This is a genomic window from Klenkia soli (genome assembly GCF_900103975.1).
GTDB classification, from domain to species: domain Bacteria; phylum Actinomycetota; class Actinomycetes; order Mycobacteriales; family Geodermatophilaceae; genus Klenkia; species Klenkia soli.
This window is the reverse complement of the sequence record NZ_FNIR01000002.1, coordinates 14,742-32,394: the sequence shown is the minus strand read 5'-3', so window position 1 is coordinate 32,394 and position 17,653 is coordinate 14,742. Positions and strand designations below refer to the sequence as shown.

Annotated in this window: 19 protein-coding genes; 12 read left to right on the top strand and 7 right to left on the bottom strand. The window is 73.6% G+C overall.

Annotated elements, in window-relative coordinates; all coding sequences use genetic code 11:
* Position 1: 1 nt before the first annotated feature.
* Positions 2–1,615 (bottom strand): aldehyde dehydrogenase family protein, encoded by a 1,614-nt coding sequence (locus BLS67_RS03020; protein ID WP_207500217.1) that lies wholly within the window; start codon positions 1,613–1,615, stop codon positions 2–4.
* A gap of 65 nt (positions 1,616–1,680) precedes the next feature.
* Here BLS67_RS03020 and BLS67_RS03015 point away from each other — a divergent pair, with 65 nt between their 5' ends.
* Both BLS67_RS03015 and BLS67_RS03010 read left to right on the top strand, forming a co-directional pair.
* Entirely contained in the window at positions 1,681–1,983 is a 303-nt protein-coding gene (locus BLS67_RS03015; RefSeq protein WP_091239525.1) for a PTS lactose transporter subunit IIB, read from the top strand.
* Between the two features lie 11 nt (positions 1,984–1,994).
* The gene (locus BLS67_RS03010; protein WP_091240582.1) at positions 1,995–2,462 is read left to right on the top strand and encodes an SRPBCC family protein; all 468 of its coding nucleotides are present in this window, start codon (positions 1,995–1,997) and stop codon (positions 2,460–2,462) included.
* A gap of 2 nt (positions 2,463–2,464) precedes the next feature.
* Here BLS67_RS03010 and BLS67_RS03005 read toward each other — a convergent pair whose 3' ends face one another.
* The 3 genes from BLS67_RS03005 to BLS67_RS02995 all read right to left on the bottom strand — a co-directional run bounded on the left by BLS67_RS03005 (position 2,465) and on the right by BLS67_RS02995 (position 6,153).
* Entirely contained in the window at positions 2,465–4,267 is a 1,803-nt protein-coding gene (locus tag BLS67_RS03005) for an LCP family protein (RefSeq protein WP_091239520.1), read from the bottom strand.
* Positions 4,268–4,386: 119 nt separating this feature from the next.
* The gene (locus tag BLS67_RS03000; protein ID WP_242653781.1) at positions 4,387–5,583 is read right to left on the bottom strand and encodes a cytochrome P450; all 1,197 of its coding nucleotides are present in this window, start codon (positions 5,581–5,583) and stop codon (positions 4,387–4,389) included.
* A 6-nt stretch (positions 5,584–5,589) separates the two neighbouring features.
* Complete coding sequence (locus BLS67_RS02995) at positions 5,590–6,153, bottom strand: GNAT family N-acetyltransferase (protein WP_091239517.1); 564 nt, start codon at positions 6,151–6,153, stop codon at positions 5,590–5,592.
* 67 nt (positions 6,154–6,220) lie between these two features.
* On the opposite strand from BLS67_RS02995, the gene BLS67_RS02990 reads away from it, so the two are divergent.
* Entirely contained in the window at positions 6,221–7,183 is a 963-nt protein-coding gene (locus BLS67_RS02990; protein ID WP_091239514.1) for an acyl-ACP desaturase, read from the top strand.
* A 64-nt stretch (positions 7,184–7,247) separates the two neighbouring features.
* On the top strand, positions 7,248–8,039 hold the full coding sequence (locus BLS67_RS02985) for an exodeoxyribonuclease III (protein ID WP_091239512.1): 792 nt from the start codon (positions 7,248–7,250) through the stop codon (positions 8,037–8,039).
* On the opposite strand, the gene BLS67_RS02980 is transcribed toward BLS67_RS02985, so the two are convergent.
* Positions 8,036–8,443 (bottom strand): hypothetical protein, encoded by a 408-nt coding sequence (locus tag BLS67_RS02980; RefSeq protein ID WP_131801662.1) that lies wholly within the window; start codon positions 8,441–8,443, stop codon positions 8,036–8,038. The two genes, BLS67_RS02985 and BLS67_RS02980, sit on opposite strands and share 4 nt — an antisense overlap.
* Positions 8,444–8,522: 79 nt before the next feature.
* On the opposite strand from BLS67_RS02980, the gene BLS67_RS02975 reads away from it, so the two are divergent.
* The 3 genes from BLS67_RS02975 (at position 8,523) to BLS67_RS02965 (ending at position 10,752) form a co-directional block, all read left to right on the top strand.
* Positions 8,523–9,605, top strand: a complete 1,083-nt coding sequence (locus BLS67_RS02975) for an SPL family radical SAM protein (protein WP_091239504.1) — start codon at positions 8,523–8,525, stop codon at positions 9,603–9,605.
* 11 nt (positions 9,606–9,616) lie between these two features.
* On the top strand, positions 9,617–10,366 hold the full coding sequence (yaaA, locus tag BLS67_RS02970) for a peroxide stress protein YaaA (protein WP_091239501.1): 750 nt from the start codon (positions 9,617–9,619) through the stop codon (positions 10,364–10,366).
* 65 nt (positions 10,367–10,431) lie between these two features.
* Complete coding sequence (locus BLS67_RS02965; RefSeq protein WP_091239499.1) at positions 10,432–10,752, top strand: putative quinol monooxygenase; 321 nt, start codon at positions 10,432–10,434, stop codon at positions 10,750–10,752.
* Positions 10,753–10,801: 49 nt separating this feature from the next.
* Here the strand turns inward: BLS67_RS02965 and BLS67_RS02960 are convergent, their stop codons facing one another.
* Together BLS67_RS02960 and BLS67_RS02955 are read right to left on the bottom strand one after the other, a co-directional pair.
* Positions 10,802–11,842 (bottom strand): NAD(P)-dependent alcohol dehydrogenase, encoded by a 1,041-nt coding sequence (locus BLS67_RS02960; RefSeq protein WP_091239495.1) that lies wholly within the window; start codon positions 11,840–11,842, stop codon positions 10,802–10,804.
* A gap of 116 nt (positions 11,843–11,958) precedes the next feature.
* Complete coding sequence (locus BLS67_RS02955; RefSeq protein ID WP_091239493.1) at positions 11,959–12,447, bottom strand: GNAT family N-acetyltransferase; 489 nt, start codon at positions 12,445–12,447, stop codon at positions 11,959–11,961.
* A gap of 66 nt (positions 12,448–12,513) precedes the next feature.
* On the opposite strand from BLS67_RS02955, the gene BLS67_RS02950 reads away from it, so the two are divergent.
* The 5 genes from BLS67_RS02950 to BLS67_RS02930 are packed head-to-tail and all read left to right on the top strand — an operon-like array spanning position 12,514 to position 17,644.
* Entirely contained in the window at positions 12,514–13,929 is a 1,416-nt protein-coding gene (locus tag BLS67_RS02950) for an amidase (protein WP_091239492.1), read from the top strand.
* Positions 13,930–13,957: 28 nt separating this feature from the next.
* The gene (locus BLS67_RS02945; RefSeq protein ID WP_091239490.1) at positions 13,958–15,667 is read left to right on the top strand and encodes a glycoside hydrolase family 13 protein; all 1,710 of its coding nucleotides are present in this window, start codon (positions 13,958–13,960) and stop codon (positions 15,665–15,667) included.
* Complete coding sequence (locus BLS67_RS02940; RefSeq protein ID WP_091239488.1) at positions 15,664–16,533, top strand: intradiol ring-cleavage dioxygenase; 870 nt, start codon at positions 15,664–15,666, stop codon at positions 16,531–16,533. The genes BLS67_RS02945 and BLS67_RS02940 overlap by 4 nt, the downstream gene beginning before the upstream one ends.
* Complete coding sequence (locus tag BLS67_RS02935) at positions 16,530–17,102, top strand: TetR/AcrR family transcriptional regulator (protein WP_091239484.1); 573 nt, start codon at positions 16,530–16,532, stop codon at positions 17,100–17,102. Before BLS67_RS02940 ends, BLS67_RS02935 begins: the two co-directional genes overlap by 4 nt.
* Positions 17,099–17,644, top strand: coding sequence for a hypothetical protein (locus BLS67_RS02930; RefSeq protein WP_091239481.1), 546 nt, complete (start codon positions 17,099–17,101; stop codon positions 17,642–17,644). The genes BLS67_RS02935 and BLS67_RS02930 overlap by 4 nt, the downstream gene beginning before the upstream one ends.
* Positions 17,645–17,653: the final 9 nt, after the last annotated feature.

Genomic DNA, 17,653 nt, shown 5'->3' with positions numbered 1-17,653 from the left:
GTCAGATGGCGGCCGGGTAGCGCGAGTGCTCGGGGAAGTTGCCGAACAGCAGCTCGTTCTCCGGGCCCTGGGTGACGGCCTGCACGAGCAGCTCGCCGCCGACGAAGCAGCCCAGCCACGAGGCACCGCGCCCGCCGAAGGGCTCGGCCCGGTCACCGCGCGAGCGGGGCTTGTTGATGCCGACCTTGAACGCCTGCACCTCGCGGGCCAGCCGGTGCGCCTTGGCCTCGTCGTCGCAGGCCAGCGAGGCGACCAGCGCCCCGTTCGACGCGTTCATCTGGGCCAGCAGCTCGGCCTCGCTGTCGACCACCACGATGGTGTCCACCGGCCCGAAGGGCTCGGAGTGCATCAGCGCCGAGGCCCCGCCGGGCGAGAGCAGCGCGGCGGGGGCGACGTAGGCCGAGGTGTCCTGCCCGGCGATGAACCGGCCGTCGGCCAGCGACCCCCGCCAGAGCGGGACCGCGCCGCGGTGCATCGCGTCGGACACCCGGTCGCGCAGCTCGGTGGCCTTGCCGGCGCTGATCACCGGCCCGAAGTCCAGGGTCGGCAGCTCGTCGTCGTCGTGCTCCACGGCCAGCGGGTGGCCGAACCGCAGCGACTGCACGACGGGCAGGTAGGTGGCCAGGAACTGGTCCACCAGCTCGCGCTGCACGACGTAGCGCGGGTAGGCGGTGCAGCGCTGCTTGCCGTACTCGAAGCCCTTCTTCAGGTGCGCGGCCAGGCCGTCCCAGTCGGAGAACTCCCAGATGCCCCACGCGTTGAGGCCCTCCTGCTCGAGCATGTGCCGCTTGCCGGTGTCCAGCAGCCCGGCGGCGACCTTGCCGCCGTTCGAGCGCCCGCCGACGAAGGCCAGCGCGCCGATCTCGGGCGAGCGCACCAGCACGCTGGACAGCTCGGCTCCCCCGCCCGAGAGCAGCGTGACCGGCAGGCCCTCCCGGGCCATCAGCGCGTGCGCCAGGGTCAGGCAGGTCGCCCCACCCTGCGAGGGCGTCTTCGCGATGACCGCGTTGCCGGCCAGCAGCTGCACCAGCTCGGCGTGCACCAGCACCGACATCGGGTAGTTCCAGCTGGCGATGTTCGAGACCGGGCCGTCCAGCGGCGTCCGCTCGCCGAGCATCGCGTCGATCTCCTCGACGTACCAGCGGACGCCGTCCAGGGCCCGGTCGACGTCGGCGCAGGCCAGCTTCCACGGCTTGCCGATCTCCCAGGCCAGCAGCAGCGCCAGGTCGTCGCGGGCATCGGCCAGCGCCTCGACGGCGGCCGTCACCCGGGCCTTGCGCTCGGCGACCGGCGTCGTGGCCCACTCGCGGTGCGCGGCGGCCGAGGCCAGCACGGCGTGCTGCGCCTCGCCGGCGCTCACCTTGGGCAGCCCGGTCAACCGCGACCCGTCCACCGGCGACACCAGCGTCTCGGGGTCGCCGATCGGGCGCCAGGTGCCGTCGACCAGGTTGTGCAGCCGGTCGGTGCCGAAGGCGTCCGGGGCGCGCTCCGCAGCGCGGCCGAGGACGGCGGCCCACTCGGTGCCGGGTTTCACGTGGAGCGACGTCGTCGTCATGGCCGCACTCTGCCAGTCCTCCGACGCACGCGGGGTGATGGTGATCACCGTTGAGAACACGGTCACACCTGCCGTTGGAGGGGAGAATGAAGGTTCGTCCACCCAGCGAGGAGTTCCGCACCCCCATGCCCACGATCGAGGGAACCGCCGTCCGCAAGCTCGTCATCGCCTGCGATGCGGGGATGGCCAGCAGCGTGCTGATGAGCGTGCAGCTGCGCAAGAGCCTCGGTGGGGTCGTGGTGGAGCACAGCCCGCTCGACGCCATCCCCGCCGACGCCGACGTCGTCCTCACCCACGGCAAGCTGGCCGACCGGGTCCGCGAGACCGCCGGCGACCGGCCGGTCATCTCCTACGACCAGGTGATCGGCGACCCGGCCGTCGCCGAGATGGTCCGCGCCATCCGCGCCGGCGAGCCCATCTCCGCCTGACCGTGGCCCAGGTGACCGCCGAGGCGGTCGTCCCGGTCAGCCCCGACGTCGCCTTCGCCGTCTCGCAGACGACCGGTCCCACCCGCTACCGGTGGGACCCCTTCGTCGCCGAGCAGCACTTCCTGGACGGCGCCACGGCCCCCGGCAAGGGGGTGCGGACGTCGACCACGTCCCGGCACCACCTGCACATGGTCAGCGAGTACGTGAGCTGGGCCCCGGGATCGCACGTGGGCATGCGGATGACCGAGGGGCCCTGGTTCTTCGAGGTGTTCGCCGGGAGCTGGCGATTCACCCCGACCGGGGACGGCGGCACCCGCGCGGTCTGGCGCTACGTCTTCCGGTGCCGCCCGCGGTGGGCCGCCCCGGCCGTCGAGCGCCTCGGGGTGCTGGTGCTGGGCCGGGACATCCGCCGCCGGATCGCCGGCTTCGCCGCGGGCTGCGCGGACCCGGTCGTGCTCGCCGCCGTCGCCGCCGACTGACGTCAGCCGCGGGTCGGCGGCTCGCCGGCGTCCAGGGCCGCCTGCGCAGCTGCGGGGTCGTAGGCGCAGGCGTCGGCGACGTCCGCCACGGCACCCGTGGGCGCTGCGGTGGTCGGGCCCGCGTCGGTGGTGGGCGCGGGAGTCGTGGTGGGGGCCGTGGTGGGGGCCGCCGACGACGGTGCGCTGCCGGTGGTCGTCGGGGGCGCGGTGCCCAGGGCCTGCTGGACCAGCAGCCGGATCTGGTCGTAGTCCGGGTAGGCGGGCTCGATCACCGTGTTGTCGAAGACCACGCTGCGGATGCCGGCGTCCTTGACCAGGAAGGCCAGGTCCACGAAGTCGTCCAGCACCGACTGCGGGATGTCGGTGCTCACGATGTCCGAGGTGGTCGCGGCCAGCTGCTGGTAGCGGGTGAGCAGGGTGACCGGGTCGGCGGCCGCGACGATGGAGTCCAGCACGCAGCGCTGGCGGTCCATCCGCAGGTAGTCCGACAGCCCGATGCGCCCCCGGGCGAAGGCCAGCGCGGTCGCGCCGTCCATCTCCTGGTCGGGGCCCGGCGCGATGTAGGAGTCGGGCAGCGAGACGTTCGGCTCGCCGCCGACCGGCACGTAGTAGTTGACGTTGACCGTGATGCCGCCCAGGGCGTCGACCAGCTGGCTGAAGCCGTCCAGGTTGACCAGCACGTAGTAGTCGATCGGCAACCCCAGGGCCTCGCCCACCCCGAGCTTGAGCCAGTCGGCACCCGGGTTGTCGCTGGGGGCGCCCAGGGCGTCGGGGTACAGCGCCGGGCCGTTGCGGTAGACGGCGTTGAGCAGGCTCTCGCTCTCCTCGCCCGTGTCGAACCCGTCGGGGAACAGGTCGGCGAGCTCGGTGCCCGCGGGGAACGGCAGGTTCTCCAGGTTGCGCGGCAGGCTGAACAGCGTGGTGGCGCCGGTCGCGGTCTCGATGCTGGCCACGATCACGGTGTCGGTGCGCACGCCCTCGCGGCCGTCGCCGCCGTCCCCGCCCAGCAGCAGCACGTTGACCCGCTCCTGGTCGCCGAAGGGGTTCACCGGGTCGGCGGGTTCGACCACCGTCGCGCTGTCGGTGTCGGCGAAGACGGTGTCGACCAGGTCGCGCTGCGCGCCGGCCAGCCGGACGGCGGTCACCGCCGGTGCGGCGACCCCGCCGACCAGCACCAGGACCAGCAGCGCCCCGGCCACCTGCTGCACCCGGGACAACCGCCGGGGCACGAGCAGCCGGTAGCCCAGCACGACCACGATGATCCACAGCAGGGCGAGCACGCCGACGCCGACCATCACGCCGAGCAGCAGGCCCGGGTCGACCGCGGCCCGCACGGCGGTGCGCTGCCCCGCCGTCACCAGCCAGACCAGTCCGCCCAGCAGCAGCACGAACACCGCGAGGACGACGGCCCCGGTCCGCCGCCAGCCCGCGGCCAGCAGCCCGGCGCCCGGGACCACCGCGCCCAGGACGGTCAGCCCGGCTGCCCGGCCGAAGCTGCGGGACGGACGACGACGGTGGCCGGACGGGGTGGGCCGGTCCGCGGGCTCGACGTCGACCACCGGGGCCACCCAGGCGGTCTCGACGTCGTCCTCGTGGGTGGTGGGGTGGGTGCGCACGGGGGGCTCCGGCGTGACCGGGGGCAGCCCGGCCGCGGCCCGCGCCCGGGCGGCCAGCTCCGGGTCGGTCTTCCCCTCGGCCCGTCGGCTGCGCCGGGTGCCCGGGGCAGGCGGGCGACCGGCGTCGAGCTCGCGGCGCGGGATGCGGGCCGTGCTGTCGATCGGGTCCTGCGGGTCGGTGGGACCCATCAGCCGGTCACCTGCACGCTCTCGCCCGCTCGCTCTCCCGTCGGCACATCGACCCATCGTCCCACCGCGGCCCGGCCGGGTCGCCGGTCAGCGATCAAGACCACCCGTTGGCGGGAGGATCACCAGCGGACCGGCAGCGCGTCCAGACCGAACACGATCGACCGCTGACGGAACGTCAGCATCTCGGGGGCGGCGTCGACGGCCAGGCCGGGGAACCGGCGCAGCAGCGCCGGGAAGGCGATCTGCAGCTCGAGGCGGGCCAGCGGGGCACCGAGGCAGTGGTGGATGCCGTGCCCGAAGGCCACGTGCTGGGTGGGCGCCCGGCGCAGGTCGAGGCGGTCCAGGTCGGCGGCCAGCCGGGGGTCGCGGTCGGCACCGGCCAGCGAGCACAGCACCAGGTCGCCGGCCGCCACCTGCTGCCCGCCGAGCTCGACGTCGGCCCGGGCGAACCGCGGGAACGCCACCTGGACGACGGTCAGGTGCCGCAGCAGCTCCTCGACCGCACCGGCCACCGCCCCCGGCTCGTCGCGGACCAGGGCGGCGCGGGCCGGGTCGCGCAGCAGCAGGAGGCTGCCCAGGGCGAGCATGCTGGCCGTCGTCTCGTGGCCACCCACCAGCAGGCCGTCGACCAGCCCGGCCAGCTCGACGTCGTCCACGTGGTCGCCGTGGTCGCGCACGAGGTCGCCGAGCAGCCCGGGCCCCGGGTGCGCGCGCTCGCGGGCGACCAGGTCGCGCAGGTGGGCCAGCCCCTCGGCCGCGGAGTCCAGCGGCGCCACGATCGAGGACAGCAGGTCGAACCGGCCGGTGGCGATGTCGGCGAAGGACTCCTGGTCGGCCCGCGAGACCCCGAGCAGCTCGCCGATCACCATGGCCGGCACCGGGGTGGCGAACTCGGCGACCAGGTCGGCGCCCGGGCCGGCGGCGGCGAGGGCGTCCAGGCGCTCGTGCACCACCCGTTCGACCGCGGGGGCCAGCGCGGCCAGGCGGCGGGCGGTGAAGGCCGGCGCCAGCATGCGGCGCAGCCGGGTGTGGTCGGGCGGGTCGCGGAACCCGAGGCCGCCCGGGTCGGCCAGCCCGAGGTCGCCGTCGTCGTCCCCGCCGGCGGCGGCCAGGTGGGCGAAGTCGTTGCTGAAGGCGGCGGTGTCGGCGAGCACGGCGCGGACGTCGGCGTGCCGGGTCACCAGCCACACCGGGTTGCCGAACAGGTCCAGCCGGGTGACCGGGCCCTCCTCGCGGCGGTCGGCCAGCCACGGCACCGGGTCGACGTCCACCCGGGTCAGCGGGGCGAAGACGTCGTCGATCGCGAGGTCGGGCACGGTCCCTCAGTCGCGCGCGGGCCGCGCGGGGTTCCCGGGCAGCGCTGTGACGTCCAGCTCGAAGTGGATGGTCTGCAGCAGCTCGCCCGGTGCCCGCTCGTCGAGGACCTCGCGGACCGGCATCGACCGCCAGAACGCCTCGGCGCCGGGGACGGCGGCATCGGTGTGCAGGTAGACGGTGCGGTACCCGCCCTCGGCCACCGCCCAGCGGGCCGCGGCGTGCACCAGGGCCCGCGCCACCCCGCGCCGGCGGTGCTCGGCCAGCACCCAGACCCGGGCCAGCTGGGCGACCGGCCGGCCGGCGTAGTGGTCGACCAGCAGCTGCGGGCTGCGCGGGCCACCGGCCTTGACCGCGGTGGTGCCCAGCAGGGTGCCGTCGGGGTCGCGGGCCAGGAACAGCGCCTGCCCCGGGGTGTGCAGGTAGGCGGTGGCCGGGTCGGCGAGGTCGGCGTGCCACTCGGGGCGGAAGCCGTAGCCGAGGTCCTCGGCGAGGACGCGCATCATCAGCGTCCGCGCGGCGTCGACGTCGGCGGGGCCGGCCAGGTCCACGTGGGTGCTTGTTGCGAGCATCAGGCAACAGGGTGCCACAGGACGACGGCGAGTAGCGTCGGACCCGTCGTCCCACTGGAGGTGCACGGTGTCCCAGACCCCCGCCACGGCAGCCCTGCTCGCCGAGCTCGAGCCGGTCGTCGAGGAGAACCTGAACCGGCACGAGAAGATGGCCCAGGAGTGGCACCCGCACGACTACGTGCCGTGGTCGCAGGGCCGCGACTTCGCGTTCCTGGGCGGCGAGGACTGGGCGCCCGAGCAGTCCCGGCTCGACGCCACCGCCAAGGCCGCGATGATCACCAACCTGCTCACCGAGGACAACCTCCCGAGCTACCACCGCGAGATCGCCACCCGGTTCAGCCGGGACGGCGCGTGGGGCACCTGGGTGGGCCGCTGGACCGCCGAGGAGAACCGGCACGGCATCGCCATCCGCGACTACCTGGTGGTCACCCGCGGCGTCGACCCGGTCGAGCTCGAGCGGGCCCGCATGGACTACATGACCTCCGGCTACGACTCCGGCGACAAGACCCCGCTCGAGGCCGTCACCTACGTGTCCTTCCAGGAGCTGGCCACCCGGGTCAGCCACCGCAACACCGGCAAGGCCACGAACGACCCGATCGCCGACCAGATGCTCGCCCGGATCGCCAAGGACGAGAACCTGCACATGGTCTTCTACCGGAACATCGTGGCCGCGGCGCTGGAGATCGCCCCCGACGAGACGATGCGGGCCATCGCCGACGAGGTCATCGGCTTCGAGATGCCCGGCGCCACGATGGCCGGCTTCCGCAAGAACTCCACGATCATCGCCAAGGCCGGCATCTACGACCTGCGGCTGCACCACGACGACGTCGTCGCCCCGATCCTGCGGCACTGGAAGGTGTTCGAGCGCACCGGCTTCGGCGCGCAGGGCGAGCAGGCCCGCGAGGAGCTGGCGCAGTTCATGACCGGCCTCGACGCGCAGGCGACCAAGTTCGTGGAGTCCCGCGACCGCATGCGCGCCCGGGTGCAGGCGAGGCAGGACACCGAGATCGCCCCTCTCGCCCAGGCCTGACGGCCGGGGGCCAGGTCCACCCCCGGCCCGGCCGCCGGACGGCGTCGTCCTTAGGGTCGACGGCGTGCGCCTGGCGACCTGGAACGTGAACTCCGTCCGGACCCGGGTCGACCGGGTCACCGCGTTCCTGGAGCGCAGCGAGGTCGACGTCCTGGCGATCCAGGAGACCAAGTGCCGGGACGACCAGTTCCCGCACCTGCCGTTCGAGGCGATCGGCTACGAGGTCGCCCACGTCGGGCTGAACCAGTGGAACGGCGTCGCGATCGTGTCGCGGGTGGGCATCGAGGACGTGCAGGTCGGCTTCGACGGCATGCCCTCGTGGTCGAGCAAGGAGGGTGTGGACCCCGCCCCCGAGGCGCGGGCGATCGGCGCCACCTGCGGCGGGGTGCGGACCTGGTCGCTGTACGTGCCCAACGGCCGGCAGCTGAGCGACCCGCACCTGGCCTACAAGCTGGAGTGGCTCGAGGCGTTGCGGACGGCGGCCGCGGGCTGGCTCACCGACGACGCCCAGATCGCGCTGACCGGCGACTGGAACATCGCCCCCGAGGACGGCGACGTGTGGGACATGGCGGTCTTCGCCCACTCCACCCACGTCAGCCCGCCCGAGCGCGCCGCGTTCGCCGCGGTGGTCGAGGCCGGCTACGCCGACGTCGTCCGCCCGTACACACCCGGTGAGTTCACGTACTGGGACTACACCCAGCTGCGCTTCCCGCGCCGCGAGGGCATGCGGATCGACTTCGCGCTCTGCTCCCCCGCCCTGGCCGCCCGGGTCACCGGTGCGTCGATCGACCGGCAGGAGCGCAAGGGCAAGGGCGCCAGCGACCACGCCCCCGTGGTCGTGGAGCTGACCGACTAGCGGACGACGCCGATCGGCCCGGTCGGCGTCGGCGGCCCGGGCGTGCCGAACGGGTGCGCGGCGCTGACCGCGACCAGCTTGTCGACCGCTCGCCGCCAGACCGGCGGGCGCGGCTTCGCCTGCTGCTCCAGCTGGGCGATGCGGGCCTCGAGCTCGTCCACTCGGCCGGCGGCGCGCACCGCCGGGGCCGGCACGGCGAGCGCCGCCAGCTGCACGGTGATCGCGTGCACGACGTCGGCGGCGTCGGCCGGCGTGAGGTGGACCGTGCCGGCGCACACGCTGTCGCGCCAGATGCTGAGGTTGATGGCGTGCATCTCGGGGTGCCGGGTGATGCGCACGCCCCGGCCCTGACCGCGGCGGTCCAGCACCCACGACCCCATGCGCGTCACTGCCGGCACCGTCATGGCACGAAGATCCTGGCTGCGGGGCCGTTCGTCAACAGATGGGGAAGCGAGCCCCCACCCCCTGGGGTTCTCCCTGGTGATGACCACCGCCCCTGCCCCCACCCGCGTGTGGACGCCGTCAAGGGTCCTGGTGACCCGCTCCGCCGCAGCGTTGCCGTACGGCCGCTCGGTGCTCGAGCGGGTGCAGGCCGCCGGCGTGGCCGACGTCCGGGTGCTGCCCGGCGACCGGCTGCCCAACCTGCGCGGGGACGGCGACCGCGCCGCCTTCATGGCCGCCAAGGACACCCTCGCCGTGGTCGTGGGCGCGCCGTCCAAGCGCAAGCTGCAGCCGATCCCGCCCTCGGCGGACTGGCGGTTCGATCTGGCCGAGGGCTGCCCGGCGCACTGCCAGTACTGCTACCTCGCCGGCTCGCTGACCGGCCCGCCGATCACCCGGGTGTTCGCCGACCTGCCCGACGTGCTGGCCTCCCTCGACGGCTACGTCGGCCACGGGTCGATCACGTCGGGCACGCTCGAGCGCGGCCACGAGGGGACGACGTTCGAGGCCTCCTGCTACACCGACCCGCTGGCGATCGAGCACCTCACGGGTGGCCTCGCCACGGCGATCGAGCACTTCGGCACGCACGAATGGCCCGGCCCGGTGCAGCTGCGGGCGACGACGAAGTTCGACGACGTCGGCCCGCTGCTGGACCTGCCCCACCGCGGCCGCACCCGGCTGCGGTTCTCCGTCAACGCCGCTACCGTCGGCCGTCGCTTCGAGGGCGCCACCTCGCCGATCGCCGCCCGGGTGGCCGCGCTGGGCCGGGTCGCCGAGGCCGGGTACCCGGTGGGCCTGACCATCGCGCCGATCATGCCGGTCGAGGACTGGCACACCGAGTACGGCGAGCTGCTGGACTCCGTGGCCGCGGTGCTGCCGCCCGGCGCCGACCTGACCGTCGAGTGCATCACCCACCGGTTCACGCCGAACTCCAAGGCCACGCTGACCGAGTGGTACCCGCGCACCAAGCTGGAGATGGACGAGGACCTGCGGGTGCAGAAACGCGGGAAGTTCGGCGCGGTCAAGCACGTCTACCCGAAGGACGTGATGGCCGAGCTGCGCGGCTGGTTCACCGACGCGGTCGAGCACCGCCTGCCCGGGGCCCGCTTCCTGTACTGGACGTAGCCTCGCTCCTCGTGCTCGTCCTGCTGCCGCCCTCGGAGACCAAGCACGCGGGAGGCAGCGGGCCGCCGCTGGACCTCGCCGCGCTGACCGCGCCGGACGAGCTGACGGAGGTGCGGGCGCGGCTGGTCGACGCGGTGGTGGAGCTGGCCGGCGACGTCCCGGCGTCCCGGGCCGCGCTGGGCCTGTCCCCCGGTCTGGACGGCGAGATCGCGCGGAACGCCGCCCTCCGGCACTCCCCCACGCTGCCGGCGATCCAGCGGTACACCGGCGTGCTCTACGACGCCCTCGACGTCGGCTCGCTGACGAAGGTGCAGCGCGCGAAGGCCGACGCCCGGCTCGCCGTGGGCTCGGCGCTGTTCGGCGTCGTCCGGGCCGGGGACCCGATCCCGGCCTACCGGCTGTCGTCGGGGTCGCAGCTGCCCGGCCTGCCCACGCTGCGCACGCTGTGGAAGCCGGTGCTGCCCCCCGTGCTGGCCGCGCACGAGGGGCTGGTCGTCGACCTGCGCTCGGGCGGCTACCAGGCGCTGGCGCCGGTGCCGGGTGCGGTGACCGTCGACGTGCTCAGCGAGCGGGCCGACGGGTCGCGGGCCGTGGTCAGCCACTTCAACAAGGCGCACAAGGGCCGGCTGGCCCGGCACCTGGTGACCAGCCGGGCCGAGCCGGCCGACGCCACCGCCCTCGTGGGGCTGCTCCGCCGGGGCGGGTTCCACGTGGAACGGGCGCGGGGGTCGAGTGCGCTGACCCTCGTCGTCCCGGCCTGAGCCCTGTCGCAGATCGAGACAGCCGCCCGGGGGCGGACCGGTCCGGCTCCCCGCAGACTGGGCGCATGATCTTCATCTGCGTCCGATTCCCGGTGAAGCCCGAGTACGCCGACCAGTGGCCCGAGCTCACCCGCGCGTTCACCGAGGGCACCCGGGCCGAGCCCGGCAACCTCTTCTTCGACTGGTCCCGCAACGTCGAGGACCCGAACGAGTACATCGTGGTCGAGGGCTTCCAGGACGACGCCGCCGAGGCCCACGTGACGAGCGACCACTTCAGGACGGCCCAGGCCGAGCTGCCGCAGTACCTGGTCCGCACCCCGAAGGTGCGCAACATGCTCATCGAGGGCGACCACTGGGACGACCTCGGCGAGTTCACCGTCTCCTGAACGCACGCGTGCCCCCGACCCGATGGGTCGGGGGCACGCGGTCAGGGCGTCAGAGCTTCGCGGTGTCGATGACGAAGCGGTAGCGGACGTCGGAGTGGACGACGCGCTCGTAGGCCTCGTCGATCTGGTCGCCGCCGATGACCTCGACGTCGGCACCCAGGTGGTGCTCGGCGCAGAAGTCGAGCATCTCCTGGGTCTCGCGGATGCCGCCGATCTTCGAGCCGGCCAGCGAGCGCCGGTTCTGGATGAGGGAGAACGCGGCCTCGGTCATCGGCTGCTCGGGGGCGCCGACCTCGACCAGGGTGCCGTTGACCCGCAGCATGCCCAGGTAGGCGTCGAGGTCCAGGTTCGCCGAGACGGTGTTGACGATCAGGTCGAACTCACCGGCGAGCTTCTCGAAGGTCTCCGGGTCACTGGTGGCGTAGTAGTGCTGCGCGCCGAAGCGGAGGCCGTCCTCCTGCTTCTTCAGCGACTGCGAGAGCACGGTGACCTCGGCGCCCAGAGCGGCAGCGATCTTGACGCCCATGTGGCCCAGCCCGCCGAGGCCGACGATCGCGACCTTCTTGCCCGGGCCGGCACCCCAGTGCTTCAGCGGGGAGTACAGGGTGATGCCGGCGCACAGCAGCGGGGCGGCCTCGTCGAGCGAGATGCCCTCGGGGATGCCCAGCACGTAGTTCTCGTCGACGACGATCTGCTCGGAGTAGCCGCCGTCGGTGGGCTTGCCGTCCTGCATGCCGCCGTAGGTGCCGGTCTCGCCCTTCAGGCAGTACTGCTCCTCGCCGGCCTTGCAGTTCTCGCACTCGCGGCAGGAGTCGATGAAGCAGCCGACGCCGACCCGGTCGCCGACCTGGTACTTGGTGACCTCGGCGCCGACCTCGGCGACGGTGCCGGCGATCTCGTGGCCGGGCACCAGCGGGTAGTTGGCGGCACCCCACTCGTCGCGGGCGGTGTGGATGTCGGAGTGGCAGATGCCGGCGAAGGCGATCTCGATCCGGACGTCGTGCGGGCGCACGTCGCGGCGCTCGATGGTGGTGCGCTCGAAGGAGCCGCCGGCGGAGGCGGTGGACCGGGCGGTCACGGTGGTGGGCACGTGGTTCTCCTCGGGTCTGGCGGTCGGGGGAGCGCCGGGATCACGGGGACCCGGCGGCGCCCTCACCACCTACCCGGAACCAGATGCATTGCACGCGATGCATGTGGCGAGGTGGGTCACATCTCCTTCTGGAACCAGGCGACGTCGACCCAGCGGCCGAACTTGTGCCCGACCTCGCCGAAGGTGCCCACGCGGGTGAACCCGAACGCCCGGTGCAGGGCCTCGGACGCCGGATTCGGCTGGGCGATGACCGCGAGCGCCCGGTGCACCCCCTCCCCCGCCAGCACCTCGAACAACGCCGTGTACAGCTCCCTGCCGAGCCCCTGGCCGACGGCGTCGGGTGCCAGGTAGACGCTGGTCTCGACGGTGGCGTCGTAGGCCGGCCGCGGACGGAAGGGACCGCTGGCGGCGAAGCCGACGACCATGCCGTCGCGCTCGGCCACCAGGGCGCGGTGCCGGCCACCGGGGTGCTCGGCCAGCCAGGCGAGCCGCTGCTCGACCGTCGGCGGCACCAGGTCGAAGGTGGCCAGGGTGTGCAGCACGTGGTGGGCGTAGACGGCGGTGATCGCCGCGGCGTCCTCGGCGGTGGCGGGTCGCACGGTCACCCGGGGAGTCTGACGTCGTCCAGAACTATCTCACCGCTGAGGTACTTTCCGCGCTACGGTCGCTCGGTGACCGACGAGCTGTGCACCCGTCCCGCCACCGAGCTGGCTGCCCTCATCCGCACCCGCGAGGTCAGCGCCCGCGAGGTGCTGGAGGCGCACCTGGCCCGCATCGACCGGTACGACGGCCGGGTCAACGCGATCGTCACCCGGGACGACGACGCGGCCCGCGACGCCGCGGACGACGCCGACGCGCGGCTGGCGGCCGGGGAGGCGGTCGGCCCGCTGCACGGCGTGCCGGTCGCGCACAAGGACACCCACCAGACCGGCGGCATGCGCACCACCTGGGGCTCACCCCTCCACCGGGACACCGTGCCTGCCCGCGACGAGCTGGTGGTGGCCCGGCTGAAGGCCGCCGGGGCGATCCGGGTCGGCAAGACCAACGTGCCCGAGTTCGCGGCCGGGTCGCACACGTTCAACACCCTCTTCGGCGCCACCCACAACCCGTACCGGCACGGGCTCTCCGCGGGTGGGTCCTCGGGCGGGGCCGCCGCCGCGCTGGCCGCGGGCTTCGTGCCGCTGGCCGAGGGCAGCGACATGGGCGGCTCGCTGCGCAACCCCGCCGCGTTCAACAACGTGGTCGGCCTGCGACCCACACCCGGTCGGGTGCCCTCGCACCCCACCGCGATCGGCTGGTCGCAGCTGTCGGTGCAGGGCCCGATGGCCCGCACCGTCTCCGACGTCGCGCTGGGCCTGTCGGTGCTGGCCGGCCCCGACCCGCGGGTGCCGATCTCGTTGACCGACCCGGCTGCCGCCTTCGCCGACCCGCTGCCCACCGAGCTGACCGGGCTGCGCATCGCCTGGACGCCGGACCTCGGGGGCCGGGTGCCGGTCGACCCGGCCATCACCGAGGTGCTGACGGCCCAGCTGCAGGTCTTCCGCGACCTGGGCGCCACGGTCGACGAGGACTGCCCCGACCTCACCGGCGCCGACGAGGCGTTCGGGGTGCTCCGCGCCTGGCTGTTCGAGGCGTCGTTCGGCGACGCGGTGCGCCGCTCCCCCGACCTGGTCAAGGACACCATCAAGTGGAACGCGGCGAAGGGCGCGGCCCTCACCGGTGCCGACGTCGGTCGGGCCGAGGTCGCGCACACGAAGCTCTACGAGCGGGTGGTCGAGTTCTTCACCCGGTACGACGTGCTGCTGGCCCCGGTCACCCAGGTGCTGCCGTTCCCGGTCGAGCAGGAGTACCCGACCTCGGTGGCCGGCGTGGAGTTCGACGACTACCTGGGCTGGATGCGCTCCTGCACGCTGATCAGCGCCACCGGTTGCCCGGCGCTGAGCGTCCCGGGCGGCTTCACCCCCGACGGCCTGCCGGTGGGCCTGCAGGTCGTCGCCGCCCCCCGCGCCGACCGCCGGGTGCTCGAGGTCGGCCACGCCTTCGAGCAGGCCACAGGCCACGGGCAGCGCCGGCCTGAGATGGGGTAGTCCGCTCCGCCTCCGGCAGGATGGGGGTGTGACCGTCGAGAACCCGGCGTGGTGGACCTCCGCCGTCGTCTACCAGATCTACCCGCGCTCGTTCGCCGACTCCGACGGCGACGGCATCGGTGACCTCCCCGGCATCCGGGGCAGGCTGGACCACCTGGCCGACCTGGGCGTCGACGTCGTCTGGCTGTCGCCGGTGTACCGCTCGCCGCAGGACGACAACGGCTACGACATCAGCGACTACCAGGACATCGACCCGGCCTTCGGCACGCTCGCCGACATGGACGGCCTGATCGCCGACGCGCATGCCCGCGGCATCAAGGTCGTCATGGACCTGGTGGTCAACCACACCAGCGACGAGCACCCCTGGTTCGTCGAGTCCCGCAGCTCGACGACCAACCCCAAGCGCGACTGGTACTGGTGGCGCGACGCCCGCGAGGGCATGGACGCCGGCGACCCGGGCGCCCAGCCGACCAACTGGGAGTCCTTCTTCTCCGGCCCCGCCTGGGAGCTCGACGAGACCACCGGGCAGTACTACCTGCACCTGTTCAGCCGCAAGCAGCCCGACCTCAACTGGGAGAACCCGCAGGTCAGGCAGGCGGTCCACGAGATGATGCGGTGGTGGCTGGACCGCGGGGTCGACGGCTTCCGCATGGACGTCATCAACATGATCAGCAAGGTCCCCGACCTGCCCGACGGCCCGCCGATCCCCGGCACGCCCTACGGCGACGGCACGGTGGCCACCTTCTTCGGCCCGCGGTTGCACGAGTTCCTCGCCGAGATGCACCGCGAGGTGTTCGCGGGGAGGGACGCCGACCTGATCACCGTCGGCGAGATGCCCGGCGCCACCGTCGAGCAGGCCCGGCTGGTCACCGACCCGGCCCGCGCCGAGCTGGACATGGTGTTCCAGTTCGAGCACGTCCAGCTCGACCAGGGCGACTCGAAGTGGGACCGCCGCCCGCTGCGGCTGACCGACCTCAAGGCCTCGCTGGGCCGCTGGCAGGCCGGGCTCGCCGACGTCGGCTGGAACTCCCTCTACTGGGACAACCACGACCAGCCGCGGGCGGTCTCCCGGTTCGGCGACGACTCCCCCGCCCACCGCCGGGACTCGGCGACCTGCCTGGCCACGCTGCTGCACGGCCACCGCGGCACGCCCTACGTCTACCAGGGCGAGGAGATCGGCATGGCCAACTCGACCTGGGCCGACGTCCGGGACTTCCGGGACATCGAGTCGCTGAACCACTTCGCCGACGCCACCGCCCGCGGTCAGGACCCCGACGACGTGCTCGCCGCGCTCCGCCCGACCAGCCGGGACAACGCCCGCACCCCCGTGCAGTGGGACGACTCCCCCCACGCCGGCTTCACCACCGGTGAACCCTGGCTGGCGGTCAACCCCGACCACGTCGACTGGAACGTCGCCGCACAACGCGACGACCCGCACTCGGTGCTGGCCCACCACCGGGCGCTCATCGCCCTCCGCCACGAGAACCGGACGGTCCAGCTGGGGGCGTTCGACATGCTGCTCCCCGACCACGAGGACGTGTACGCCTACACCCGGACCTCGGACGACGAGACCCTGCTGGTGGTCTGCAACGTGTCCGGCATCCCCCACCCGCTGGCGGAGCTGCTGCCCGAGGCGGTCGAGGCCGAGGTGCTGCTGGGCAACCGCGACCACCTCCCCGACCACGACCCCGCCGTCCTCGGCCCCTGGGACGCCCGCATCCTGCGGACCGCTCGATGACCGGCGAGCTGTTCAGCGAGGAGCGCTCGGCCGAGGTGGTCGCCGAGAGCTTCGCCGGCACCCCCGACCCGCGGTTGCGCCAGGTGCTCACCTCGTTGGTGCGGCACCTGCACGACTTCGTCAAGGACGTCGAGCTCACCGAGGCCGAGTGGGAGACCGCGATCGGGTTCCTCACCGACACCGGCCAGACCTGCACCCCGACCCGGCAGGAGTTCATCCTGCTGTCCGACGTCCTGGGGCTGTCGATGCTGGTGGAGACGATCAACCACCGCACCGGCGGGACGGCGACCGAGTCCACCGTGCTGGGACCGTTCCACATGGTGGTCTCCCCCGCCCGCGAGCTCGGCGACGACATCGCCCTCGACGGCAAGGGCACCCCCTGCCTGGTCTCGGGCCAGGTCACCGGCCCCGACGGCGACCCCCTGCCCGGGGCCACGGTCGACGTCTGGCAGACCAACGAGGACGGGTTCTACGACGTCCAGCAACCCGACGTCCAGCCCGCGGGCAACCTGCGGGGGATCTTCACCACCGACGACGAGGGCCGGTTCTGGTTCCGGTCGGTGGTCCCCCGCTACTACCCGATCCCGGACGACGGCCCGGTCGGGCAACTGCTGGCCGCCACCGGCCGGCACCCGAACCGGCCGGCGCACCTGCACTTCATCGCGCAGGCCGAGGGGTACCGGTCCGTCACCACCCACGTGTTCGTCGCCGACAGCCCCTACCTGGACTCCGACGCGGTCTTCGGCGTCAAGGACTCCCTGGTCCGCGAGGTGCCCGTGGTCGACGACCCCGCGCGCGCCGCGCAGGTCGGGCTCGCCAACCCCTTCCGCACCCTGACCTTCGACCTGTCCCTGCTGCCGGTGTGAGGAGCGTGCCGTACGGGACGGCGAAGGAGGCGCTGCTGCAGGCCGCGGTCACCGTCGCGGCCACGCGGGGCCTGCGCGGCCTGACCTACCGGTCGGTCGCCGCCGAGGCGGGGGTCACCCACGGCTCGGTGCGGTACCACTTCGGCAGCTGGGACGTCCTGGTCGAGGAAGCACTGCAGCACTGCGTCACCCGGAGCCTCGCCGAGATCCACCTGGGCTCCCCCGACCCCGGCTTCGGGTCCCTGGCCTCCGGCATCGTCGAGATGGTCACCCTGCACCCCGAGGCGCAGGCCTTCCAGTTCGAGCTGTACCTCGAGGGTCGCCGGCGACCGGGGATCGCCGCCGTCATGGAGCGGGTCAACGCCCGCTACCGCGCCGCGGTGAGCCAGGAGCTGCTGCGCAACGGCCTGGACGACCCCGACCTCGCCGAGCTGGTCTTCCTCACCCTGGACGCCCTGGTGCTCCACCAGACCGCATTCGGCGGCGCCGAACGCACCGGCCGCGCCGTCACCGCGCTGCGCCGGCTGCTGCGCAGGTACGCCGGGTGCCCGGCAGGATCACCGGCGTGAGCCAGCCACCGCAGCCGCCCTGGGACCAGCCGCAGCCCGCGTGGGGAGGTCAGCAGCAGTGGGCACCCCAGGCCCGGCAGGCCGCGTGGGGCACCCCGGCGGCGCGGCCGGCCGCCGGGGGCGGCACCCCGGTTCTGGTGCTCGCCCTGGTGACCGCCGTCCTCGGGGCGCTGGGCACGGTCCTGCCGACCTACACCTTCGCCGACGGCACCGGGTACTTCAGCCCGGTCCTGCAGCGCTTCGGCGACCAGGAGTCGATCTTCCAGGCCGCGGGTCTGGTGCTGCTGGTCGGGGTGGCGCTGCTCGTGGTCGGCGCCGTGGTCCAGCGCGCACGGGCCGGGGTCGGCGCCGGCCTGGCACTGGTGGGGGCCGGGATGTTCGTGGAGCAGGGCGGCGGAACCGCCCTGGGCCTGCTGCAGTCGGCCCTGGAGAACGGCGCCGGCACCACCATCGCCGTCGGCGGGGTGCTGCTGGTGCTGGCCGCGTCCACCGGGATCGCCACCGTGGTGGTCGCTCTGGTGCGCCTGTCCCGCCTGCGCTGAGCGGCCGGT

What these genes read in the sequence shown, in the direction of transcription:
- BLS67_RS03015 (WP_091239525.1), top strand. Translation starts at nt 1,681, where the DNA reads ATGCCCACGATCGAGGGAACCGCCGTCCGCAAGCTCGTCATCGCCTGC.
- BLS67_RS03005 (WP_091239520.1), bottom strand. Translation starts at nt 4,267, where the DNA reads ATGGGTCCCACCGACCCGCAGGACCCGATCGACAGCACGGCCCGCATC.
- BLS67_RS02995 (WP_091239517.1), bottom strand. Translation starts at nt 6,153, where the DNA reads ATGCTCGCAACAAGCACCCACGTGGACCTGGCCGGCCCCGCCGACGTC.
- BLS67_RS02980 (WP_131801662.1), bottom strand. Translation starts at nt 8,443, where the DNA reads ATGACGGTGCCGGCAGTGACGCGCATGGGGTCGTGGGTGCTGGACCGC.
- BLS67_RS02975 (WP_091239504.1), top strand. Translation starts at nt 8,523, where the DNA reads ATGACCACCGCCCCTGCCCCCACCCGCGTGTGGACGCCGTCAAGGGTC.
- BLS67_RS02965 (WP_091239499.1), top strand. Translation starts at nt 10,432, where the DNA reads ATGATCTTCATCTGCGTCCGATTCCCGGTGAAGCCCGAGTACGCCGAC.
- BLS67_RS02940 (WP_091239488.1), top strand. Translation starts at nt 15,664, where the DNA reads ATGACCGGCGAGCTGTTCAGCGAGGAGCGCTCGGCCGAGGTGGTCGCC.